Annotated in this window: 19 protein-coding genes, 3 tRNA genes and 1 pseudogene; 1 reads left to right on the forward strand and 22 read right to left on the reverse strand. The window is 58.1% G+C overall.

The window, feature by feature from the left end; all coding sequences use genetic code 11:
- Positions 1-47 precede the first annotated feature (47 nt).
- The 5 genes and pseudogenes from F8N62_RS32340 to F8N62_RS25745 form a co-directional block, all read right to left on the reverse strand.
- Complete coding sequence (locus F8N62_RS32340; protein ID WP_412071986.1) at positions 48-977, reverse strand: methyl-accepting chemotaxis protein; 930 nt, start codon at positions 975-977, stop codon at positions 48-50.
- Positions 954-2045, reverse strand: a pseudogene (locus F8N62_RS32345) (methyl-accepting chemotaxis protein); the annotation flags it as partial. The gene F8N62_RS32340 and the pseudogene F8N62_RS32345, both read right to left, overlap by 24 nt.
- Positions 2046-2283: 238 nt before the next feature.
- Positions 2284-3120 carry a regulatory signaling modulator protein AmpE gene (gene ampE / locus F8N62_RS25735; RefSeq protein ID WP_150713318.1) on the reverse strand — a complete coding sequence of 279 codons (837 nt, stop codon included), beginning with the start codon at positions 3118-3120 and terminating at the stop codon, positions 2284-2286.
- Complete coding sequence (gene ampD, locus F8N62_RS25740) at positions 3117-3677, reverse strand: 1,6-anhydro-N-acetylmuramyl-L-alanine amidase AmpD (RefSeq protein WP_150713319.1); 561 nt, start codon at positions 3675-3677, stop codon at positions 3117-3119. The genes ampE and ampD overlap by 4 nt, the downstream gene beginning before the upstream one ends.
- 65 nt (positions 3678-3742) lie before the next feature.
- Positions 3743-5953 (reverse strand): DUF1631 domain-containing protein, encoded by a 2211-nt coding sequence (locus F8N62_RS25745; RefSeq protein WP_150713320.1) that lies wholly within the window; start codon positions 5951-5953, stop codon positions 3743-3745.
- A gap of 346 nt (positions 5954-6299) precedes the next feature.
- On the opposite strand from F8N62_RS25745, the gene nadC reads away from it, so the two are divergent.
- On the forward strand, positions 6300-7148 hold the full coding sequence (gene nadC, locus F8N62_RS25750) for a carboxylating nicotinate-nucleotide diphosphorylase (protein WP_150713321.1): 849 nt from the start codon (positions 6300-6302) through the stop codon (positions 7146-7148).
- A gap of 118 nt (positions 7149-7266) precedes the next feature.
- Here nadC and F8N62_RS25755 read toward each other — a convergent pair whose 3' ends face one another.
- From F8N62_RS25755 to rlmE, 17 genes are all read right to left on the reverse strand, one after another.
- Complete coding sequence (locus F8N62_RS25755) at positions 7267-7572, reverse strand: DUF6388 family protein (RefSeq protein ID WP_150713322.1); 306 nt, start codon at positions 7570-7572, stop codon at positions 7267-7269.
- Positions 7573-7710: 138 nt separating this feature from the next.
- Positions 7711-7783 (reverse strand) — tRNA-Thr (locus tag F8N62_RS25760).
- A 230-nt stretch (positions 7784-8013) separates the two neighbouring features.
- Positions 8014-10119, reverse strand: coding sequence for a polyribonucleotide nucleotidyltransferase (pnp, locus tag F8N62_RS25765; protein ID WP_095169459.1), 2106 nt, complete (start codon positions 10117-10119; stop codon positions 8014-8016).
- Positions 10120-10314: 195 nt separating this feature from the next.
- The gene (gene rpsO / locus F8N62_RS25770; protein WP_003176135.1) at positions 10315-10584 is read right to left on the reverse strand and encodes a 30S ribosomal protein S15; all 270 of its coding nucleotides are present in this window, start codon (positions 10582-10584) and stop codon (positions 10315-10317) included.
- Between the two features lie 117 nt (positions 10585-10701).
- Positions 10702-11619, reverse strand: coding sequence for a tRNA pseudouridine(55) synthase TruB (truB, locus tag F8N62_RS25775; protein ID WP_150713323.1), 918 nt, complete (start codon positions 11617-11619; stop codon positions 10702-10704).
- Between the two features lie 3 nt (positions 11620-11622).
- Entirely contained in the window at positions 11623-12024 is a 402-nt protein-coding gene (gene rbfA / locus F8N62_RS25780; protein ID WP_034148332.1) for a 30S ribosome-binding factor RbfA, read from the reverse strand.
- A gap of 159 nt (positions 12025-12183) precedes the next feature.
- Positions 12184-14715, reverse strand: a complete 2532-nt coding sequence (gene infB, locus F8N62_RS25785; protein ID WP_150713324.1) for a translation initiation factor IF-2 — start codon at positions 14713-14715, stop codon at positions 12184-12186.
- Positions 14716-14742: 27 nt separating this feature from the next.
- Positions 14743-16224, reverse strand: coding sequence for a transcription termination factor NusA (nusA, locus tag F8N62_RS25790; RefSeq protein WP_045060041.1), 1482 nt, complete (start codon positions 16222-16224; stop codon positions 14743-14745).
- Positions 16225-16283: 59 nt separating this feature from the next.
- Entirely contained in the window at positions 16284-16742 is a 459-nt protein-coding gene (gene rimP, locus F8N62_RS25795; protein ID WP_010463487.1) for a ribosome maturation factor RimP, read from the reverse strand.
- Positions 16743-16880: 138 nt separating this feature from the next.
- A tRNA-Met gene (locus F8N62_RS25800) sits at positions 16881-16957 on the reverse strand.
- A gap of 96 nt (positions 16958-17053) precedes the next feature.
- A tRNA-Leu gene (locus F8N62_RS25805) sits at positions 17054-17139 on the reverse strand.
- Positions 17140-17161: 22 nt separating this feature from the next.
- Positions 17162-17545, reverse strand: a complete 384-nt coding sequence (secG, locus tag F8N62_RS25810; RefSeq protein WP_017336473.1) for a preprotein translocase subunit SecG — start codon at positions 17543-17545, stop codon at positions 17162-17164.
- Between the two features lie 4 nt (positions 17546-17549).
- On the reverse strand, positions 17550-18305 hold the full coding sequence (gene tpiA, locus F8N62_RS25815) for a triose-phosphate isomerase (protein ID WP_150713325.1): 756 nt from the start codon (positions 18303-18305) through the stop codon (positions 17550-17552).
- A 66-nt stretch (positions 18306-18371) separates the two neighbouring features.
- On the reverse strand, positions 18372-19709 hold the full coding sequence (gene glmM, locus F8N62_RS25820; protein ID WP_150713326.1) for a phosphoglucosamine mutase: 1338 nt from the start codon (positions 19707-19709) through the stop codon (positions 18372-18374).
- 16 nt (positions 19710-19725) lie between these two features.
- Positions 19726-20577: a dihydropteroate synthase gene (gene folP / locus F8N62_RS25825; protein WP_150713327.1), complete on the reverse strand. Its 852-nt coding sequence runs from the start codon at positions 20575-20577 to the stop codon at positions 19726-19728.
- An 8-nt stretch (positions 20578-20585) separates the two neighbouring features.
- Complete coding sequence (gene ftsH / locus F8N62_RS25830; protein WP_150713328.1) at positions 20586-22496, reverse strand: ATP-dependent zinc metalloprotease FtsH; 1911 nt, start codon at positions 22494-22496, stop codon at positions 20586-20588.
- Between the two features lie 203 nt (positions 22497-22699).
- Complete coding sequence (gene rlmE, locus F8N62_RS25835) at positions 22700-23329, reverse strand: 23S rRNA (uridine(2552)-2'-O)-methyltransferase RlmE (RefSeq protein WP_007900501.1); 630 nt, start codon at positions 23327-23329, stop codon at positions 22700-22702.
- Between the last annotated feature and the right edge of the window lies 1 nt (position 23330).

Below are 23330 nucleotides of genomic sequence, written 5' to 3' on the forward strand. Positions count from 1 at the left end.
GACGTTCATCGCGAGCAAGCTCGCTCCTACAGGGTACGGTTTCAGCATCAGACCCGGAACGCGCTGATCAGCTGTTTGAGCTCGACCACCTGCGCCGATAACGCCCGGCTGGCGTCTTCGGTCTGGTGCGCACCTTCGGCGGTGCGTTCGCCGGCGCGGTTGATCTCGACGATGTTCTGGTCGATGTCGTGCGCCACGGCAGTCTGCTGTTCCACGGCGGCGGCAATCTGCTGGTTCTGATCGACGATCATGCCCACCGCACCAAGGATATTTTCCAGCGCCTGCTGGACCTTTTCCGACTGCCCTACGGTGCCATTGGCCATTTGATGGCTGCTGCCCATGGCCTTCACCGCCGCGCCGACGCCGCTGTGCAACTTGGCGATCATCTGTTCGATTTCCTCGGTCGATTGCTGAGTGCGCTTGGCCAAGGTCCGGACCTCGTCCGCCACCACCGCAAAACCACGCCCCTGCTCACCCGCCCGCGCCGCCTCGATGGCCGCATTGAGCGCCAGCAGGTTGGTCTGTTCGGCGATGCTTTTGATCACTTCCAGTACGCGGCTGATCGACTGGCTGTCACTGGCCAGTTGATTGATCACCAACACCGACTGATCAATCTCACTCGCCAACGCGGCAATGCTGCCTTGTTGCGATTGCACCAGCCCACGACCGCTGAGGGTCTCGTCATTGACGCTGTGGGCACTGCTGACCGCTGCGGCCGCACTGCGCGCGACCTCCAGTGAAGTGGCCGACATCTGGTTCATCGCCGTGGCGACTTGTTCGATCTGCGAACGCTGCCCCGCCACTGCCAGGTTGCTTTGGGCCGAGACGTTTTCGACCTGGCCGGCCTGGCGTTCGACTTCACCGACGGTCTGGCCGACACGCTCGATCAAGTCATGGATTTTTTTCACGGTGCCGTTGAACACTTCGCCCAATTCGCCCAGTTCATCGCGGCTGTCGGCATTGAAGGTCACGGTCATGTCGCCCGCCGCCACCTTGTCCATCATCGCCCCAAGACGCTTGAGGGTGGTGCGGGTCGAGGCGTAGAAACCGCCGTAAAGGTAGAAGATCAGCACAAACACCACCGACAACGCGACCGCCTGCAAGACCATGTGGTTCCGGTTCTGTATCAACCGCTGCTGCAACTGCGTGTCGAGGAATTTCAGGGTGGCCTCGTTGAGCTGGTAGGTCTGAACCATCAGGCCGGTGACCTGATCAAAAAAGGCCTGCCACGGTGCATCGAGCGTGTCGGCCATTACCACCTGTTCTTCGAACAGCTCGCTGGCCTTTTTCAGCGACGCCCTGCTGCTCTCCGCCTGGGCGCTGAGGGTTTCACGCGCCGCTTTGCTTGAGCCCAGCGCATCCTGCAACTTCAGGCCGTACTCGGACTGCAGCTTTTCAAGCTGTGCCAGCAACTCATCGAACCGGGTGCTCGACGAAGAGTTGAGAAACCCCTGGCCCAGCGAATAGGCGCCCAAAGCGCGGCCATCGCCCAAGGCCTGGGTGACGGGTGGCGTGACGTTAGTAATGAGTTCGGTGAGCTGACGCATGTCGATCTGACTGTCACGGCTCAGACCGGCCTGACTGGCGATAATCTGGCTGAAAATCTGGGCATTGCCGAGCAACTTGCCGATCAGCGCACTTTTGCTTTGCAGGGAGTTTTCTGTTTGCTGGGCCTTTAACGCAGCGATCATTTCATCGCGTTTGCCATCGAAAACCGTGATCTGCTCCGGATCGGTGGTCATCGCCTCCAGCGCTTCCAGGCGGGCCAGTGCGCTTTGTTCCAGGGCCGCGATTTGTGATTCGACATTGCCCGCCTTGCCGGACTGACCGAGGGTGACGTTGATCAACACCAGGTTGTTCAGGGTTTCCAGATCGCGCCGCAGGGTCAGGCTACTGCCTAGCAGGTCGAGGCTCTGCAGTTCAACCCGGGTGCCCTGGAATTCGCGGTAGGAATCGCGCACCAGGTAAAAGTTGGTCACCAGCATGGGCACCAGGAACAGAACGCTGATCAGGCTGAATTTCATGCCGAAGCTCAGGCGGTTCATCAGCGCAACAGCGGGATAGAGCAAGCTCTTCACTGGAAGTCTCCCTTTGATTCTTATTTTTATTGGCAGGCACAGACAGGCAGCAGATAGCCACTATCTCGGTGCTGTGTCTGTATAACTTAAATCGGCGGGAGGTTTTGTAACTTAAGGTAAATGGAAAGGATCGCAGCCTGCGGGGATGGCGTAGACCCGTAGGAGCTGCCGAAGGCTGCGATCTTTTTAACGCGTCAAGCAGGTATCAGGGCAACACCGTCCACAACGCAAACCCGGCATACCAGAGCACCGCCGCGCGCAGCAGCAGTTCCCAGATCCGGTCGAGACTGTTGATGCCGTCCGGGCCGACCACCGGCGCCGGAATCTCACCCGCTACCAGCCCGACCTTTTCAATCAATTGAGCAGCGCTGATGTTCCAGTTCAGCAACTCGTGCAGCATCACCCGGCTGACCGCGACAAAGTTGCCGACCAGCGCGAAGCTCGCTGCCAGCAGGCGCACCGGCACCCAGTCAAACGCGTGACGCAACTGTGCGGCGCGTTCGACGACGGCCGGGTTCTGCCCGTGCTCTTCGGCCAGGGCGAGCAATCGATAGCTCAATGCCGCCACGGGGCCGAGCAGGAAGTACCAGAAAATCACGGCGAAAAAGCTCTGATACGCCTCCCACAGCAAATGCCCTTGAACTCGCTCCAGCAATTGTTCGCCATTGTCGGCGCAGATATCCAGGTCGCGCTGGGCCACGTGAGCGGCGGCTTGCAGGTCTTCCCGGCGCCAGGCATCGCGAAACGGCCCGAGGCCGGCCAGCAGATCACCGCGACCCAGGCTGTAAATTACCACCAGCAAATGCACGGGCAGTGCCAGCAAACCGTAAGCCACCGGCTCCAGCACCAGCAGCAACAGCCCCAGCAACGCCACCGGCAGCAACACCAGAATCACCAATATCAACCACGGACGTTCGACCAGACGCGGGCTGAGTTCAAGCTTGTGCAGCTCGCGCACCCAGCCGCCGTCACGTTGAATCCGATGGCGCAGGGCCGAGAACTTCTCGATCCACACCGCCAACAGCAACACCAGAAAACTCATCGTTGTTCCTCTTTAGCCAGGGCCGCGCGATAGCGCGCCCAGTCAAACGCCGGCCCCGGATCGGTTTTGCGCCCGGGTGCAATGTCACTGTGCCCGCAGATGCGCTGCGCGGTGATGGCCGTGAACGTGCTTTGCAGTTGCACGGTCAGGGCGGTCAACGCGTCATATTGAGCGTCGGTGAACGGCAGATCATCCGTGCCTTCGAGCTCGATGCCCACGGAAAAATCGTTACAGGTTTCCCGACCGTCGAAACACGACACACCGGCATGCCAGGCGCGTTCAAGACAAGAGACAAACTGAGTGACAGTGCCGTCACGTTCGATCAGAAAATGCGCAGACACCCGTAGGTCAGCGATCCCTTCAAAGTAGGGATGCTCCGTGACATCCAGACGATTCTGGAAAAATTCCTGCACCTTGCCGGTGGCAAACTGCGCCGGGGGCAGACTGATGTTGTGGATCACCAGCAGGGAAATTTCGCCCGAGGGGCGCGCATTGAAGTTGGGCGAGGGGCAGACATTCACGCCCTGACACCAACCGCTCGCGGGGTCCAGCTGCATACAGGTTCCTTCAACGTCGACGGTAAGGGGTGCCCAGTATGACGCGATAGCCCCTTGGCGCGCGATCACTTGCCATGATTGAGACGCCGCAGGTTACCGATGACCGACTCCAGGGCGCGATCGAACAGCAACGTGTTGTCCAGGGTGCGCACCGCGCCACTATGAAAATCCAGGGCAAGACCGGTACGACTGCGTTCAAGCACTTTCGTCCCGGTGCGGTCGACGAAAATGTACTTGCCTGAGGCATCGATGATCGCCGCCAGTTTGCAACGCAAGGTGTTTTCCTCGTCCTCCTGAAACTCGACCCAACTGCCCAACTGCAATTGATCGACCAGCAGTAAACCCGGATCATCCGCCGGCAAGCGAACCGAGACCGCCTCGACCGCCCCTTCGTCGGCACTGCGCAGAACGATTTCCTTCTGCACCAACACCCGCTGCGGCGCCTCGACCGGGTGTGTGGCTGTCGGCGTCTGGTCCGGGCGTTCGAACAACTGAAGGTGCAACCCCTCCAGCTCGCCGAAAAACTCCCCGGTGGCGAACGGATCGAAAGCGCAGCGGTTCAATCCTTCGCGCAAGGACTTGAGCAGCCCCGGCACCAACGACAAAAGTCGCAGGCTCGCGCCGGGTTCGTCATGGACCTGCACGCTCCAGACCAGTTGCTCCAGAGTGTGCACATCGGCTTGCCATTCATCTGACTGATCGCCGTGTTTGAGGCAGGTCAACAGCAGCACCTGGCTCCAGGCGTCCTGAACAAATGCCACCACCCGTTGCGGCAGCACTTTGCCCAACAACACGTGGTTCAGCGCCTGCTCGACGCGCTGACGGGCCAGTTCGGTCCTGGCACGGCCTTCCTCGGCGTCGCGGGTCCGTTGCTCCAGCAACTCGCTGCGACGGCGCTCATCGCTGGTGAAGGCGAGAAAGTCCGCCAGCAATTCGGAGAAAATCGCGGGATCGTCGACAAAGTCGTTCAACAGGCGCTGCACCACTTGCTCGATGCGCAAGTACAGATTGTCGCGCTGATGGTCATCGCACTCGCCCCAGCCCAAGGCGGCGTCGGCAATTTCGTTGAGTAGCCGACGCGCCGGGTGGCTGCTGCGGCTAAAGAAACTTTTGTCGAGCACCGCCACTTTCAGCATCGGGATCTGCAGGCGGCCGATCAACGCCTTGAGGGAATCCGGCAGGTTGCGGTCATCGAGGATGCACTCGAACAGCATAGCGATCAGGTTGATCACGTCTTCGTCAGCTACATCCACTCTGCGCGATTTACCGGTTTTGACGCTGACCCGAGTCACCAGCAATTCGAGTTGGTGACGCAGATCGAAGTCGTCCCGGGTCACTGACGCCGGCACGTACTGCTGCAAGTGCGAGAGCAGGCGCAGCAAATCGCGCGTGGAGATCGGCTGCGCCGGAGCACTGGCGTCCGGCATCGGCGTGACGCTTGCGCGCATCTGGACAAGCAGCTCCTGCAAGGCCGCGAACACTTCCTGCACACTGTCGTCGATCTGCGTGGCACCGACGCAGGCAGGGTTTTCGACAGGGTCGGCATCGACACTGGCTTGCGCGCGATCGGTAAGCCGTCGCGCCGGAGCCGGTTGGAGGTCAGGCAAAATGCCCGTCGCCATCAGCAGTTGATTGGCTTCGGCATACAGCTGATCGGCGTCACTGAGCACATAGCGTTCGAACAGCTTGAGGATGATCAACTTGACCTTGATCTCTACCCCGAGGTCGCGTCCGGCTTGCATGAAGTATTCACAAAGCATCGCCGGGCCCAGTGGATTGTGTTGCGTCACCAGTTTTTTGGCCAACAACATACTGAGTCGGGCGGTGAGTTGGTCGAGTGCAAAACCGTCGCGATTCAGCACCTTGTTGACCATGCCCTCCACCGCCAGGCGACGTTCGAGATCATCGCCGAACTGCGCCGCACCAGCCTCCAGGTTAAGGGCCTGTGGCAATGCTGTCCGGGCGCTCTCGGTGAGGCTGACGAAGGCCTGGAGGAAGTGTTCGAGAAACCCTCGCTCGATATTTTTGCGCTTGAGACGCAAGTCGCGCATGGCTTCGAAAAAAATGTTCTGCTCGACGTCGTCACGAGCGCGATCAGCCATTTCGAACAGGGTGTCGTCGGCGTTATCAAACAGCTCCTGCAAACCATGCCTGAGCTGTAGCACGGCATTGTCACGAACCTGAAGCAGAATCACAGGCACGCGGCTGAGCGGCGACGTTGTCGTCTGATCCGTTGCCCACTTGCGCAAAGGCACTACCTTGCCGTCGTTGTGCATCCTGACCTCCTGGAACGATGATTCTTCGGTTCGATACGCAAGCCTCACAGCCACGCTCAACGGGGAACGATGACCACCCGCTGTCATTCAACTATCGGGATTCAAATGGACGTCAAAGCCATGACGTCAAATGCAAGGCGGATTATCTTGCAAAAGATGTCCCGCGCACCAGAGGACTCTGTGCATCTCATTGAGATAGACGTTTCCAATTGACCTTCGTTAAACGACGATTGCTTAAAGAGAATCGACCGAATGCACGATTCAGAGCGTGTGCAAGGCTTTACACGCCTTGGGTTGCTCCACGCCATGGCCCTATAATCGAGCCACTTTGTTTGTGGAGTCCGTTATGCCGAATCTACGTCTCGCCGATTTGACCGCCGAAATCGAAGCCAACGTACGCCGTGCGTTGCTCGAAGACATCGGCAGCGGCGACATCACTGCGCAGCTGATCCCTGCCGAACGCCTGGCCAAAGCCACCATCATCACCCGCGACGCCGCTGTCATTGCCGGCACTGCCTGGGTAGACACGGTATTCCGGCAACTGGACCCGCGAGTGGCGGTGCACTGGCAGGTGCGCGACGGCGAACGGGTGAAGCCCAATCAGCCGCTGTTCCACCTCGAAGGTCCGGCGCGCTCGCTGCTGACGGGCGAACGCAGTGCGCTGAATTTCCTGCAACTGCTGTCCGGTGTCGCCACTCGCGCGCAATACCTGGCGGATTTCGTTGCCCAAACCCAAGTGAAGCTGCTCGACACCCGCAAAACGTTGCCGGGGCTGCGTCTGGCGCAAAAGTACGCCGTGACCTGCGGCGGTTGCCACAACCACCGCATCGGCCTCTACGACGCCTTCCTCATCAAGGAAAACCACATTGCTGCCTGTGGGGGCATTCCTGAAGCGATCAACGCCGCGCACAAGATCGCCCCGGGCAAACCGGTGGAGATTGAAGTAGAGAGTCTGGCGGAACTGAAAGAAGCCCTGGCGGCCGGCGCCGATATCATCATGCTCGACGAGCTGAGCCTGGATGACATGCGCGAGGCCGTGCGCCTGAACGGTGGCAAGGCCAAACTGGAAGCCAGCGGCGGTATCAACGAAAGCACGCTGCTGCCCATCGCGGAAACGGGTGTGGATTACATTTCGATTGGTACGATGACCAAGGATCTGAAGGCTGTGGACCTATCGATGCGGCTCAGCCTCTGACAGAAAATGAAAAACTGTAGGAGCGAGCTTGCTCGCGATGGACTCTGTAGCGCCGCGTTTTTCCAAAGAATCCCGCGTCTCCGTTAACGTCCATCGCGAGCAAGCTCGCTCCTACAAATCAGACCACCAGATTGTTCATCTCGCAGTACTCTTCCCACTCGACGCCCAATACTTCGGCCGCCTCCTTGTGCAGCACGATGCGCGCCGCCTCGAATTCTTCGGGGCTCGAGGTGTACTTGAGCGTCAGCTCCCACGGCTGCAAACCCTGGGCTTCCGCCTCGTCTTCGAACGCCCACTGGATCTGGTCTTTCTGATCGTCGGCGGGCAGGTCTTTGATCTCTTCAGCTAGCTGGGGCGTGTCGAGCACGTACTTTTTCAGTGCTTCTTCGTGCCTGGCTTCCTGGGTCAATTCTTTAACGGTCATGTCGTTCTCGCTGATCGGGGGAATGGAAGATGGATCTGGATCATCAAGGATCTCTCTGACGCAAAAAAACCGCGTGGAGCCCGGTTTGTCTGGCCTTCAGAACCATTCGTGGATCATTTGAAAACACGGTGTCGCTTTTGCCCGAGACAGGAATTGAACCTGCGACCTTCGCGTTACGAGTGCGATGCTCTACCAACTGAGCTACACGGGCGGTGGGCTAAACCTAGCACTGACTTCGGGGTCAGGCAACTTCGCCAACCTTTAAAAGCAAAAGATCGCAGCCTGCGGCAGCTCCTACATGGAATACGCGTAGGAGTTGCCGCAGGCTCGGGCCGCGTTCGGACGATCTTTTGATCTTTCGGTACACCAACAAAAAAATGCCCCGCAGCTTTCACTGCGGGGCATTTTTACAACGTTGTAACGGTCAGGCAATGCGCGTGATTACACGCCCGAAGCCTTGGCCGCTGCTACGTCTTTGATGGACAGCTTGATACGGCCGCGGTTGTCCACGTCCAGTACCAGTACTTCCACTTCCTGGCCTTCTTTCAGGATGTCGGTCACTTTCTCAACGCGAGCGTCGCTCAGCATCGAGATGTGAACCAGACCGTCTTTGCCCGGCAGGATGTTGACGAATGCGCCGAAGTCGACGATGCGCTCAACCTTGCCGACGTAGATCTTGCCGATTTCAGCTTCTGCGGTGATGCCCAGAACGCGCTGACGTGCTGCTTCAGCCGCTTCCTTGGTTTCGCCGAAGATCTTGATCGAGCCGTCGTCTTCGATGTCGATCGAAGCCTTGGTCTCTTCACAGATCGCACGAATGGTCGCGCCGCCTTTACCGATGACATCACGGATTTTGTCGGTGTCGATTTTCATCGCGATCATGGTCGGAGCGTTTTCCGACAGTTCGGTACGCGACTGGCCAATGATCTGGTTCATCTGACCGAGGATGTTCAGGCGCGCTTCCAGGGCTTGGCCCAGAGCGATCTCCATGATTTCTTCGGTGATGCCTTTGATCTTGATGTCCATCTGCAGCGCGGTCACACCTTTGGCGGTACCGGCTACTTTGAAGTCCATGTCGCCCAGGTGGTCTTCGTCGCCCAGGATGTCGGTCAGTACGGCGAACTTCTCGCCTTCTTTAACCAGACCCATGGCGATACCGGCAACCGGTGCCTTCATCGGAACGCCGGCGTCCATCAGGGCCAGGGAAGCGCCGCAGACCGAAGCCATGGAGCTCGAACCGTTGGACTCGGTGATTTCCGATACAACACGAATGGTGTACGGGAACACGTCAGCAGCAGGCAGCATGGCTGCAATCGAACGACGGGCCAGACGGCCGTGACCGATTTCGCGACGACCAGCGCCACCCATGCGACCACACTCACCTACCGAGAACGGAGGGAAGTTGTAGTGCAGCATGAACGGGTCTTTTTTCTCGCCTTCCAGGGTGTCCAGCAACTGTGCGTCACGGGCGGTACCCAGTGTTGCAACGACCAGCGCCTGGGTTTCGCCACGGGTGAACAGTGCCGAACCGTGGGTCTTTGGCAGAACACCGACTTCGATGTTCAACGGACGGACGGTCTTGGTGTCGCGGCCGTCGATACGTGGCTTGCCGTTGACGATGTTTTCGCGAACGGTGCGGTATTCGATTTCGCCGAAAGCGGCTTTGACTTCGCTGGAAGAAGGCTGGCCTTCTTCACCGGACAGCTTGGCCACAACCTGGTCTTTCAGCTCGCCCAGACGTGCATAACGGTCGGCTTTGACGGTGATGGCGTAAGCCTGGGAGATCGCGTCGCCGAACTCGGCACGGATCGCGCCCAGCAGAGCGGTGGCTTCTGGCTGAGGAGCCCAGGTCCAGGTTGGCTTGGCAGCTTCGGCAGCCAGTTCTTTAACGGCGTTGATCACCACCTGGAACTCGTCGTGAGCAAACAGTACCGCGCCCAGCATCTGGTCTTCGGTCAGCTCTTTGGCTTCCGATTCAACCATCAGAACGGCTTCCGAAGTACCGGCAACGACCATGTCCAGGCTCGAAGCTTTCTGTTGTTCGTAAGTCGGGTTCAGCAGGTAGCCAGTGCTTTCGTGGAACGCAACGCGGGCAGCGCCGATCGGGCCATCGAAAGGAATACCGGAGATTGCCAGCGCAGCCGAGGTACCGATCATCGCAGCGATGTCCGGATCGGTCTTCTTGCTGGTGGAAACGACGGTGCAGACAACCTGCACTTCGTTCATGAAGCCTTCAGGGAACAGCGGACGGATCGGACGGTCGATCAGTCGGGAAGTCAGGGTTTCTTTCTCGGAAGGACGGCCTTCGCGCTTGAAGAAACCGCCAGGGATCTTACCGGCAGCGTAAGTCTTTTCCTGGTAGTGAACGGACAGAGGGAAGAAGCCCTTGCCTGGATCGGCTTGTTTGGCACCGACTACGGTCACCAATACGCTGACGTCGTCGTCAACGGTGACCAATACTGCGCCGGAGGCCTGACGGGCGATACGGCCAGTCTCGAGGGTAACGGTCGACTGACCGAACTGGAATTTTTTGATTACCGGGTTCACGGTGTCCTACCTTCTTTTGTGGCTCTTGGGGAACTTGTCTTCTTGCGAAATTCTTGGGCAATGTCGGGAATCGGCCCAACGCCTGTCCAGGGTAAAACGTGTATCCAGATAAAACTTGAGGCTGGGAGCCTGCCATGCGCCAGCGGGAAACCCACTGACGTACGACAGACAACCAACCTCTAGCGCAATCGCTGATTAGCGACGCAGACCCAGGCGACCGATCAGAGCCTGGTAACGGCCCAGATCTTTACCTTTCAGGTAGTCCAGCAGCTTACGGCGCTGGTTTACCATGCGGATCAGACCACGACGGGAGTGGTGATCTTTACCGTTGGCCTTGAAGTGACCTTGCAGCTTGTTGATGTTGTGGGTCAGCAGTGCAACTTGCACTTCTGGCGAACCAGTGTCACCAACAGCTTGCTGGTAGTCAGCTACGATTTGAGCTTTTTCTTGAACGTCGAGAGCCATGAGGCAATCCTTTTATCAGGAAACTGTTTCAAAGAAACAGCTTCAACAGGCCAGGGACAAATCCCTGTATCTAAAAATGAGTAGTGACCGTGCCTGTTAACAGCCACCCTCGTCCGGTCATTCTGACCGAATCAGTCGACGCGGCGCGATGCGCCCGTCTTCGCTCACTTCACCGATACCGATGAAGCGACCGTTGTGATCCTGTACCCGTACCATGCCGAACTTCGGTGCATCGGGGGCGCGTACCGGCTGGCCGTTGAGCCAGTAGAACGAGCTGTGCTCCGAGAACTGCAACAGTGGCCAATCCAGCAGGCCGCTGTCCGATGGCATCAGAAAGCGGTCGACCGCTTCGTTGCCGCCTTCGGCATGTACCGCTTCCAGCTCTTCGAGAGTGACCGTCTGCGCCAAGGTAAAAGGCCCGGCCTGGGTACGTCGCAATTCTGCAACGTAAGCGCCACAACCGAGTTCTTCACCGATATCCTCCACCAGGGTGCGGATATAGGTGCCTTTGGTGCAATCCACCGCAAGCCGCGCAGTATCACCTTCGAAGGCCAGCAATTCCAAGCGCGCAATAGTAACAGAACGCGGTTCGCGCTCCACTACTTCGCCTGCACGCGCCAGCTTGTACAGCGGCTGGCCATCACGCTTGAGTGCCGAGTACATCGGCGGTATCTGGCTGATTTGCCCACGAAATTTAGGCAGCGCCGCTTCGACATCGGCGCGACCAACGGTCACCGGGCGCTCCTGCAAAACTTCACCTTCGGCATCCGCCGTGGTGGTGGTCTTGCCGAGTTGCGCCAGGGTTTCATAAGCCTTGTCGGAATCGAGCAGGTACTGCGAAAACTTGGTGGCCTCACCGAAGCACAACGGCAGCACGCCAGTGGCCAGCGGATCGAGACTGCCGGTGTGCCCGGCCTTCTCGGCATTCAGCAACCAGCGAACCTTCTGCAACGCTGCGTTGGAGGTGAACCCCAGCGGCTTGTCGAGCAGAATAATGCCGCTGACGTTACGACGGATACGTTTGACCTGAGCCACCGATTACTCCTTGGTGTCTTCGGCTTCTGCCGCAACCGGGTGCTGATTGTCTTCAGCCACCGCACGCTCGATCAGGGCCGACAGGTGCGCGCCACGTACGACGCTTTCGTCGTAATGGAAGTGCAACTGCGGAACGCTGCGCAACTTCATTTCGCGGGCCAACTGCATGCGCAGGAAACCGGCGGCGGAGTTGAGCACCTTGATGCTTTGCGCGATGTCTTCGGCGCTGTCCTGCCCCATCACGGTGATGAAGATCTTGGCGTGACCGACGTCACGGCTGACTTCAACAGCGGTAATGGTGACCAGGCCGACGCGCGGGTCTTTGACTTCACGACGGATCAGCTGTGCCAGCTCACGCTGCATCTGATCGCCGATACGTTGGGTACGGCTGTATTCTTTTGCCATGTCTTGTTACCTGTTACTGCCTCACGGTGAAACCCGTGGGGTCTGAAAGCGGCAAACGCCCGGCCTGACAAAAGCCAGACCGGGCGTTGCATTTAGAGTCCTGACACCTTGCCGCGCATCTGCATGCAGCGGCTTGGCGTGGCCCTTGAAGTGCGCGAGTTAGAGGCTGCGAGCAACCTGAACCTTCTCGTAGACTTCGATTTTGTCGCCAGGTTTGACGTCGTTGTAGCTCTTGACGCCGATACCGCATTCCATGCCGGCACGTACTTCGGAAGCGTCATCCTTGAAGCGGCGCAGGGATTCCAGCTCGCCTTCGAAGATAACGATGTCTTCACGCAGTACACGGATTGGACGGTTACGGTGCACAACACCTTCAATAACCATGCAACCGGCGATCGCGCCGAATTTCGGCGAGCGGAACACGTCACGCACCTCGGCGATACCCAGGATGTTCTCCCGAACGTCGCTGCCAAGCATGCCGGTGAGGGCCTTCTTGACGTCTTCGATGATGTCGTAGATTACGTTGTAGTAACGCATATCCAGGCCTTCCTGCTCGACGATCTTGCGAGCGCCAGCATCGGCACGCACGTTGAAGCCGAACAGTACAGCGTTGGAAGCCAGTGCCAGGTTGGCGTCGGACTCGGTGATACCACCGACACCGCCACCGACAACACGCACTTGCACTTCGTCGTTACCCAGGCCGTTCAAGGCACCGTTCAACGCTTCCAGCGAACCACGGACGTCGGATTTGAGGACGATGTTAAGCGTCTTCTTCTCTGCCTGGCCCATGTTCTCGAAGATGTTTTCCAGCTTGCCAGCGTGAGCACGGGCCAGCTTGACTTCGCGGAACTTGCCTTGACGGAACAGAGCCACTTCACGGGCTTTCTTCTCGTCCGACAGCACGCTCATCTCATCGCCAGCGTCCGGGGTACCGTCCAGGCCGAGGATCTCGACAGGGATGGAAGGACCGGCTTCCTTGATTGGCTTGCCGTTCTCGTCGAGCATGGCACGTACACGGCCATAGTTCGAACCAACCAGCACCATGTCGCCTTGGCGCAGGGTACCGTCTTGAACCAGAACGGTAGCAACCGGGCCACGACCTTTGTCGAGACGCGATTCAACCACAACACCGCGACCTGGGGCCGATGGGGTTGCTTTCAGTTCGAGTACTTCAGCTTGCAGCAGGACCGCTTCGAGCAGTTCGTCTACACCAGTACCGACTTTCGCCGAGACCGAGACGAATGGCGTATCACCGCCCCACTCTTCGGAAGTCACGCCGTGAACCGACAGCTCGCTACGGATGCGATCAAGATCGGCGCCCGGCTTGTCGATTTTGTTCACTGCAACAACCAGTGGAACACCAGCGGCCTTGGCGTGCTGGACAGCTTCAATGGTCTGCGGCATTACGCCGTCGTCCGCTGCAACTACCAGGATCACGATGTCAGTCGCCTTGGCACCACGAGCACGCATGGCGGTAAACGCGGCGTGACCAGGGGTGTCGAGGAAGGTGACCATGCCGCGTTCGGTTTCAACGTGGTACGCACCGATGTGCTGGGTGATACCGCCGGCTTCGCCAGCAGCTACCTTGGCACGACGGATATAGTCGAGCAGCGAAGTTTTACCGTGGTCAACGTGGCCCATTACGGTCACAACCGGAGCACGGGAGAACGTCTCACCTTCAAACTTCAGGGACTCAGCCAGGGAATCTTCCAGGGCGGTGTCGCTGACCAGGGTCACTTTGTGGCCCAGTTCTTCGGCAACGAGCTGAGCAGTTTCCTGATCAAGCACCTGGTTGATGGTCGCTGGAGTGCCCAGTTTGAACATGAACTTGATGATTTCAGCAGCCTTGACCGACATCTGATTGGCGAGATCGCCAACAGTGATGGTCTCGCCGATCTGCACATCACGCACGACAGGGCCGGTTGGGCTCTGGAAACCGTGAGCATTGCGTTTTTTCAGCTTGGCCTTGCCGCGACCACCACGACGGAAGCCATCGCTTTCTTCGTCGGTAGTACGTGGCGCAACACGTGGAGCAGGCGCTTTCTCTTTGACCGAGGCACGATGCGGAGCGTTTTTACGCTCGCCGTCGCCACCGCCGCTGCGACGATTGTTATCGTCGGCGCGTGGTTTGTCGGGACGGCGCTGTTCGTTCTGCTTGTTGCGAACGTCAGCAGACGGTGCTGGAGCAGCGGCAACTACCGGCGCGCTTTCGCGTACAGGTTCTGCAACTGCAGCCGGCGCTGCAACAGCGTCGTTGGTAGCGGTTTGCGCACCAGCAGGCTGGCGACGCGCTTCTTCTTCGGCGCGACGCTTGGCTTCTTCTTCAGCCTTCTGACGAGCAGCATTTTCTACTGCGCGACGTTCATCCAGTTCGCGTTTGCGCTCGGCTTCGATTTCTTCCGGGCTGCGTTGTACGAAAACTTTCTTTTTACGGACTTCAACACTGATGCTTTTGCTGCCAGCAACACGCAGGGTGCTGGTGGTTTTACGCTGCAGTGTAATCTTGCGTGGTTCTTCCACTTTCGCCTTGTGGCTGCTTTTCAAGTGAGTCAGCAAAGATTGCTTCTCACTGTCAGTCACATGTTCTTCGGCGGCGGTGTGCGGCAGACCTGCCTCACGCATCTGCTGCAACAGGCGCTCTACCGGTGTTTTGACCTCATCGGCCAGTTGTTTCACCGTGACTTGCGTCATGCACTTCTCTCCTCAGGCCGCGCCTAATTACTCGAACCAGTGGGCTCGGGCGGCCATGATCAACTTGCCGGCACGATCATCGTCAATGCCGTCGATGTCGAGCAGATCGTCAATAGACTGCTCGGCCAGGTCTTCGCGGGTAATTACGCCGCGCACCGCCAGTTCCATCGCCAAATCCTTGTCCATACCCTCAAGCGAGAGCAGGTCTTCGGCCGGATGGGCGTCTGCCAGCTTTTCCTCAGTAGCGATAGCTTTGGTCAACAAACGATCCTTGGCGCGAGCACGAAGCTCGTTGACGGTTTCCTCGTCAAAGCCGTCGATGTTGAGCATCTCTTCCACCGGTACGTAGGCAATCTCTTCCAGGCTGGTGAAGCCTTCATCTACCAGCACCTGTGCAAGGTCTTCGTCGACTTCCAGCTCGTCGATGAAGTTGCGCAGGATGTCGCCGGTTTCTGCTTGCTGCTTAGCCTGGATGTCCGATTCGGTCATCACGTTCAGGGTCCAGCCAGTCAACTGGCTAGCCAGACGCACGTTCTGACCACCGCGACCGATGGCCTGAGCCAGATTGTCTGCGCCAACGGCGATGTCCATTGCATGGGCATCTTCGTCAACGATAATTGCCGCAACCTCAGCCGGGGACATGGCGTTGATTACGAACTGAGCCGGGTTATCGTCCCACAGGACGATGTCCACACGCTCACCGCCCAACTCACCCGACACAGCCTGGACGCGCGAACCGCGCATACCAATGCAAGCGCCTTGCGGGTCGATGCGTTTGTCTTTGGAGCGGACCGCGATCTTGGCGCGCGAACCCGGGTCACGGGATGCAGCCATCACTTCGATCAGGCCTTCAGCAATTTCCGGCACTTCGATGCGGAACAACTCGATCAGCATTTCCGGCGCGGTACGCGACAGGATCAGCTGCGGGCCGCGGTTCTCGGTGCGGATTTCCTTGAGCAGCGCACGCAGACGCACGCCAACCCGGAAGGTTTCGCGAGAGATGATGTCTTCACGAGCCAGCAACGCCTCAGCGTTGTTGCCCAGATCGACGATCACATTGTCGCGGGTGACTTTCTTCACAGTGCCGGAGATGATTTCCCCCAGGCGCTCGCGATAGGCGTCAACGACTTGAGCGCGCTCGGCTTCGCGGACTTTCTGCACAATCACTTGCTTGGCAGTCTGTGCAGCGATGCGACCGAACTCGATGGATTCGATTTTTTCTTCGACTACGTCACCGACCTGAGCACCGGGATGCGTTTCAGCAACCTTGCTCGGCCAGGTTTCGATGGCCGGGTCATCCAGGTCTGCTTCTTCGACGACCGTCCAGCGACGGAATGTCTCGTAGGCACCGGTGTGGCGATTGATTTCCACACGAAGGTCGACTTCGTCTTCAAACCGCTTTTTGGTAGCAGTGGCCAGAGCAAGCTCCAGCGCTTCAAAAATTACGTTAGCCGGTACGCCCTTTTCATTGGATACCGACTCAACAACCAGCAGTACTTCTTTGCTCATCGTACGCCTCGCCTTTCGCAAGCCATTGGATCCGCGGGATCCGCAGTTTCTGGCACGTCTCAGTCAAAACTGGGAATAATGTTGGCCTTGTCGATCATATCGATCGGCAACAGGAATTCATGGTCTTCAACCTGCACCACGACGTCCTGCTCTTCTACACCGCGCAGAAGGCCCTGAAAGTTGCGTCGACCTTCAAAAGGCGAGCGCAGCTTGATCTTCACTTGTTCACCGGCAAATTTTGCAAACTGCTCAATAGTGAACAGTGGGCGTTCCATGCCAGGCGAGGAAACCTCAAGGGTGTATTCAACGGCGATTGGATCTTCAACATCCAGGACACCGCTGATCTGACGGCTGACGATGGCGCAATCGTCCACCAGCACGCCGCCTTCTTTATCAATATAAACGCGCAACATTGAGTGGCGACCTTGAGCCGAAAACTCAATACCCCAGCATTCATAGCCCAGGGCCACGACCACCGGGGCCAACAAGGCCTGCAACTCTTCTAGCTTGCTCGACACCTGAACCCCCTCGTGCATGTATGTGCATGCTTTGCAAAATAAAAAAATGGGCGAAACGCCCATCCTTGAAACGCCGTCGAATAGCGGCGTAGAAAGTGTCCAGCTAACAAAAAGCCCCTTAAAAGGGGCTCTTTAAACTGGTTGCGGGGGCCGGATTTGAACCGACGACCTTCGGGTTATGAGCCCGACGAGCTACCAGACTGCTCCACCCCGCGACAAAGCTGGGGCGGAAGTATACGACCGATCCCTGACAGGGTCAATGTAACCTTCCACCTACAAGAAAGCCCGCAACAGCGGGCTTTCCTGATAATTGGTACCGAGAAGGGGACTCGAACCCCTACACCCTATGGGCACAACCACCTCAAGGTTGCGTGTCTACCAATTCCACCACCTCGGCAATACTACGTTTGAAACCCTTCTTACTTTTGCTCTTGAGCTGGAGGCACGTCAGTCGCTGGAGTAGCCGACTTTTGCTCTTGAAGCACCGGGACATCATCAGAAGCCGGTTGTTGCTTTGGAACTTCCAACACTGCCGGGTTTGGCAAACCTACTTGAGTCAGCTGGTGAGCTTTCTCTTTAGCAAAGTAACCTAACCCTAAGCTGGTTATGAAGAAACCGGCGGCAAGTATAGCAGTAAACTTACTAAGAAAGGTAGAGGAACCTTGGCTTCCGAACACAGTATTTGAAGCACCTGCTCCGAAAGACGCGCCAGCATCCGCACCTTTACCCTGCTGCAGCAATACCAGAGCAACTACGCCCAATGCACCCAGCAGATGAAAAACGACTACGACTGTTTCCAGCATTTTTTCAGTTTCCCGCGGCGCGACAGATCGCACCGAACTCATCTGCATTCAGGGAAGCTCCACCAATGAGCCCCCCATCGATATCCGGCATGCCGAACAGTTCGACCGCATTGGCCGCCTTCACGCTGCCGCCGTATAGAAGCCGCACACCTTGTGCGACTTCAGAATTCTCTGCCGCCAACTGAGCGCGAATGGCTGCATGCACATCCTGCGCCTGTTGCGGCGAAGCAGTCAGCCCGGTGCCAATGGCCCAGACCGGCTCGTAAGCGATTACTGCCTTTGCAAAAACACCAACACCCAGCTCATCGATGATGCTGCCCAGCTGACGCCCGACAACCTCAAGCGTTTTCCCGGCTTCGCGCTGCTCCAGGGTTTCCCCTATGCACAACACCGGAATCAAGCCAGATGCCTGCGCCGCTGCGAACTTGCGGATCAGCATCCCGTCCTGCTCGCCCATTATCTGGCGGCGCTCGGAATGCCCGACAAGCACCAGGGAACAACCTGCATCCACCAACTGACTCGGCGCAACTTCACCAGTCAACGCACCTTGCATGGCTTCCACCGCAGAATTCTGCGCGCCGACCGAAATCGACTTGCCTTCCAGGCCATCAATCACTTGATTGATATGCAAGCAAGGCGGGAATACCGCGACATCAACACCGCTCGGCAAGGCCAAATGACTTAGGCCGTTGATCAGCTCAGCGACGCTGGCGCGGGTACCGTGCATCTTCCAGTTACCAGCTACCATAGGGCGACGCATGCTGTACCTCGTCGGTCAAAGTGGGCGCAGATGTTACCCAACACAATCATGGCTGGCAAGCCGAATTCAGGCAGAAACTTCAGTAACCAGTTTTGCCAGCTCTTCGGCGTAGCCGCGAACCTGGGTTTCGTCCTCGCCTTCGACCATGACACGCACCAACGGCTCCGTACCAGACTTGCGCAACAGCACGCGCCCACGACCGGCCATCGCGTTGGTCACGCGCTCGCTGGCCTCTTTGACCGAAGGATGATCCAGCGGGCTCGCACCACCACCGAAACGCACGTTGATCAGCACCTGAGGGCACTTGCGCAACGACTGCCGGGCCTGAGCCAGCCCTTCCGAGCGGGTCTTCAAGGCCATCAGTACCTGCAACGCTGCGATAATCGCATCACCCGTAGTGGTGTGATTGAAGCAGACGATATGGCCGGAATTCTCACCGCCCACCAACCAATTGCGCTCCAGCAGGTCCGCAATCACGTAACGATCACCGACATTGGCCCGCACAAACGGGATCGACAGATCCGCAAGAGCCAGTTCCAGGCCCAGGTTGCTCATTAACGTCCCGACCACGCCACCTTTCAACTGGCCGCGCTCATGCAGGTCACGGGCAATGATGAACAACAGATCGTCACCATCAACGACAGCGCCGGTGTGATCAACCATCAGAACCCGGTCGCCATCACCGTCGAACGCAATACCCAGATCGGCGTGCTCGGCCAGCACGGCAGCCTGCAACGGCCCCATGTGAGTCGAGCCGCAGTTTTCGTTGATGTTCAAACCGTTCGGCTGAGCGGAAAGTACTACGACGTCGGCGCCCAATTCACGGAATACGCTAGGCGCTACCTTGTAGGTTGCGCCATGAGCACAGTCGATCACGATCCTCAGCCCCGCAAAACTGGTACCGGTCGGAACGCTGCTTTTGCAGAATTCGATATAGCGGCCCGAGGCGTCGTTGATTCGCGATACTTTGCCGATCTTGCTCGAATCGACCACTGTCATCGGCGTATCGAGCAATTCTTCGATCATGTGCTCGACTTCATCCGGCAGCTTGGTGCCCTTGCCGGAGAAGAACTTGATACCGTTGTCATCGTGAGGATTGTGCGAGGCACTGATCACGATGCCGGCTTCGGCATGAAAAGTACGCGTGAGATAGGCAATGGCCGGCGTCGGCATCGGGCCCAGGAGCATTACATCGGCACCCGCCGACGTCAGCCCGGCCTCGAGCGCCGATTCGAACATGTACCCGGAAATACGGGTGTCCTTGCCAACGAGCACCTTGCAGGCGCCCATTTTGCGAAATGCCATGCCCGCAGCCCAACCGAGCTTGAGCATGAATTCAGGAGTAATCGGATATTCGCCGACCCGACCACGAATCCCGTCGGTGCCAAAGTATTTTTTAGTCATAAGTGCTCCATCATTCTTATTCGGCTGATTCTACAGCAGCGATCATCCGCACCACGTCGACGGTTTCGGCCACATCATGGACGCGCAATATACGCGCCCCTTTGAATGACGCCAGCGCGGCGAGCGCAAGGCCACCCTGCAATCGCTCTCCGACCGGGCGATTCAAGGCCTGACCTATCATGCTTTTGCGCGAAACCCCGACCAGCAGGGGTCGACCGAAGACATGCAAGGCTTCCATATGTTTGAACAAGCTTAGATTGTGCTGCAAGTTTTTCGCGAAGCCAAAACCCGGATCGAGAATGATCCGCTCGGCGGGAATGCCGACTAATGCGCATTGCGCCATGCGCTCGGCGAGAAACTCGCCCACCTCTTTCGTAACGTCCTGATAGTGCGGATTGTCCTGCATGTCGCCGGGCTCACCCAGCATATGCATCAGACAGACCGGCAAACCGGTGTCCGCCGCCGCATCCAGGGCACCCTCACGACGGAGCGCCCGGACGTCATTGATCAAGCCAGCCCCCAGCCGCGCGGTTTCCCGCATGACGGATGGCGTGGAGGTATCAACCGAGATAATCACGTCCAGCTCGCGGCTGATGCGCTCGACAATGGGCGCTACCCGCTCCAGCTCTTCAAGCGGTGAAACCGCCCTGGCACCGGGTCGGGTTGATTCGCCACCGACATCGATCAGCGTCGCGCCAGCCAGGACCATGGCTTCGGCGTGGCGCATGGCCGCATCGAGCTGGCTGTATTGGCCACCATCAGAGAAGGAATCAGGAGTGACATTGAGAATACCCATGACATGCGTCTGGGCCAAATCAAGAACCCGGTTGCCGCAAGGCAACCGGGTTGAGGACTGAACAAAAGTCATTTCAAACCTTAAACGTCAGCAGCCGGACCGCCAATCGGTGTTTCCGGACGCGGATCCTGCACTGGCGGAGGTGTCCCGGAAGTACCGGTGCCACCCGACCAGTCGCGAGGTTCGCGAGGGGTACGACCGGCCATGATGTCGTCGATCTGTTCAGCGTCGATCGTTTCATACTTCATCAGGGCATCAGCCATGGCGTCGAGTTTGTCACGGTTGTCCGTGAGAATCTGCTTGGCCGTGCCGTAGCACTGATCAATGATGCTGCGCACTTCGGAGTCGATCAGCTTGGCTGTCTCGCCAGAGAAGCTTGCACCCTGACCACCGCCGCCGCGACCAAGGAATACTTCACCCTCTTCTTCGGCATACATCAGCGGACCGAGTTTTTCCGACAGGCCCCACTTGGTCACCATGTTCCGCGCAATCTGGCTGGCACGCATGATGTCGTTGGACGCGCCGGTGGTCACACCGTCGAAGCCAAGGGTCATTTCTTCCGCAATACGGCCACCGTACAGCGAGCAGATCTGGCTGATCAGTGCGCGCTTGGAAAGGCTGTAGCGATCTTCTTCCGGCAGGAACATCGTCACACCCAACGCACGACCGCGTGGAATGATCGACACTTTGTAGACCGGATCATGCTCAGGCACGACTCGACCGACAATGGCGTGGCCTGCTTCATGGTAAGCGGTGTTCTGTTTCTCTTTCTCGGACATGACCATGGATTTGCGCTCGGCGCCCATCATGATCTTGTCTTTCGCCAGCTCGAACTCTTTCATTTCGACGATGCGTTTACCCGCACGGGCAGCGAACAACGACGCCTCGTTGACCAGGTTGGCCAGGTCGGCACCGGAGAAGCCCGGCGTACCACGAGCGATCACCGCGGGTGCGACGTCGTCACCCATTGGCACCTTGCGCATGTGAACTTTGAGAATCTGTTCGCGACCACGGATGTCCGGCAGACCGACCACGACCTGACGGTCGAAACGGCCTGGACGCAGCAACGCAGGGTCGAGCACGTCAGGACGGTTGGTTGCAGCAATGACGATGATGCCGTCATTCATTTCAAAACCGTCCATCTCAACCAGCAACTGGTTGAGCGTCTGCTCGCGCTCATCGTGACCGCCACCCATGCCGGCGCCACGGTGGCGACCGACGGCGTCGATTTCATCGATGAAGATGATGCACGGCGCGTGCTTCTTGGCCTGCTCGAACATATCGCGAACGCGACTGGCACCCACACCGACGAACATTTCGACGAAATCGGAACCGGAAATGGTGAAGAACGGCACTTTGGCTTCGCCGGCAATCGCCTTGGCCAGCAAGGTTTTACCGGTACCCGGAGGACCCACCATCAGCACGCCGCGAGGAATACGACCGCCCAGACGCTGGAACTTGCCCGGATCGCGCAGGAATTCAACCAGCTCGCCGACCTCTTCCTTGGCTTCGTCGCAACCGGCAACGTCACCCAGGGTGGTTTTCACCTGGTCTTCGGAGAGCAGGCGTGCCTTGCTCTTGCCGAAGCTCATCGGCCCGCCCTTGCCGCCGGCACCGCCCTGCATCTGCCGCATGAAGAACATGAACACGGCAATGATCACCAGGATCGGGAAGCTCGCGACCAGGAGTTGAGTCCAGATGCTTTGCTGCTCGGGCTGCTTGCCTTCAACCACGACGTGGTTGTCCACGAGGTCGCCGATCAGACCGTTGTCCTGAATGGCAGGACGGATGGTCTTGAAGCTGTCGCCATCACTGCGTTTGCCGGTAATCACATAGCCGTCAACCGCTACGCGTTCGACCTTGCCATCCTTGACCTGCTGGATGAAGTCGGAATAGTTGAGGGTCTGCGGCTCGTTAGGGCTGGAGAAGTTGTTCATCACTGTCACCAGGACAGCCGCGATGATCAACCACAGGATCAGATTCTTTGCCATATCGTTCAATTAACTACCCTCTGAAGCAAGCTCCGCTAGTGGCGCGTGCTTCGCATGATATTCACCGGCCTAACTTACTACATTACCTACGGCTCTGGCAGGCGCCGTCTGTAACCCTTTGTGAAACACTTTCTACACAATATTCGCTTATGCCCACCGGGCGAAATACGAAAATCCTATCGACCCGCAAAAAAAGCCGCGATTTACTCACTACGGCCGCGGTAGCCCCAAGCCAGCATGTATTGCTCGCGGGAACTGCCACGGGAAGAGTCCGGCTTGATCATCTGGACCTTGTCGAATTTCTGACGAGCGTCCTTCACGTAAGCATCAAACCCTTCGCCCTGAAACACCTTGATCACGAAATTACCACCCGGCTTGAGTATCCGAGCCGCCAGATCAAGAGCCAGCTCACATAGGAACATGGCTTTTGGCATGTCAACCTCAGGTGTACCACTCATATTGGGGGCCATATCGGAAATCACAAGGTCCACCTGCGAATTACCCACGGCTTCAAGGATCTGAGCGAGCACTTCGTCCTGGGTGAAGTCACCCTGGATGAAAGTCACGTCCGGAATGCTGTCCATTTCCAGGATGTCCGAGGCGATCAGACGCCCCTGACCGCCAATCAGCCGACTAGTGACCTGCGACCAGCCGCCGGGCGCCGCACCCAGGTCGACAACACTCATACCCGGACGGATCAGCTTGTATTTCTCCTGGACCTCCAGAAGCTTGTAACTCGCACGCGAGCGGTAACCATCCTTCTGCGCCTGCTTCACATAGGGATCATTGACATGTCTTTTCAGCCAACCAAGGCTTGTCTTGGAACGCGCCACT

Source organism: Pseudomonas fluorescens, assembly GCF_902497785.1.
GTDB classification, from domain to species: Bacteria; Pseudomonadota; Gammaproteobacteria; order Pseudomonadales; family Pseudomonadaceae; genus Aquipseudomonas; species Aquipseudomonas fluorescens_BO.

Coding starts and splice junctions, on each gene's coding strand:
- F8N62_RS32340 (WP_412071986.1), bottom strand. CDS start 977: ATGACCGTGACCTTCAATGCCGACAGCCGCGATGAACTGGGCGAATTG.
- ampE (WP_150713318.1), bottom strand. CDS start 3,120: ATGAGTTTTCTGGTGTTGCTGTTGGCGGTGTGGATCGAGAAGTTCTCG.
- ampD (WP_150713319.1), bottom strand. CDS start 3,677: ATGCAGCTGGACCCCGCGAGCGGTTGGTGTCAGGGCGTGAATGTCTGC.
- F8N62_RS25745 (WP_150713320.1), bottom strand. CDS start 5,953: ATGCACAACGACGGCAAGGTAGTGCCTTTGCGCAAGTGGGCAACGGAT.
- nadC (WP_150713321.1), top strand. CDS start 6,300: ATGCCGAATCTACGTCTCGCCGATTTGACCGCCGAAATCGAAGCCAAC.
- F8N62_RS25755 (WP_150713322.1), bottom strand. CDS start 7,572: ATGACCGTTAAAGAATTGACCCAGGAAGCCAGGCACGAAGAAGCACTG.
- rpsO (WP_003176135.1), bottom strand. CDS start 10,584: ATGGCTCTCGACGTTCAAGAAAAAGCTCAAATCGTAGCTGACTACCAG.
- rbfA (WP_034148332.1), bottom strand. CDS start 12,024: ATGGCAAAAGAATACAGCCGTACCCAACGTATCGGCGATCAGATGCAG.
- infB (WP_150713324.1), bottom strand. CDS start 14,715: ATGACGCAAGTCACGGTGAAACAACTGGCCGATGAGGTCAAAACACCG.
- nusA (WP_045060041.1), bottom strand. CDS start 16,224: ATGAGCAAAGAAGTACTGCTGGTTGTTGAGTCGGTATCCAATGAAAAG.
- secG (WP_017336473.1), bottom strand. CDS start 17,545: ATGCTGGAAACAGTCGTAGTCGTTTTTCATCTGCTGGGTGCATTGGGC.
- tpiA (WP_150713325.1), bottom strand. CDS start 18,305: ATGCGTCGCCCTATGGTAGCTGGTAACTGGAAGATGCACGGTACCCGC.
- glmM (WP_150713326.1), bottom strand. CDS start 19,709: ATGACTAAAAAATACTTTGGCACCGACGGGATTCGTGGTCGGGTCGGC.
- folP (WP_150713327.1), bottom strand. CDS start 20,577: ATGACTTTTGTTCAGTCCTCAACCCGGTTGCCTTGCGGCAACCGGGTT.
- ftsH (WP_150713328.1), bottom strand. CDS start 22,496: ATGGCAAAGAATCTGATCCTGTGGTTGATCATCGCGGCTGTCCTGGTG.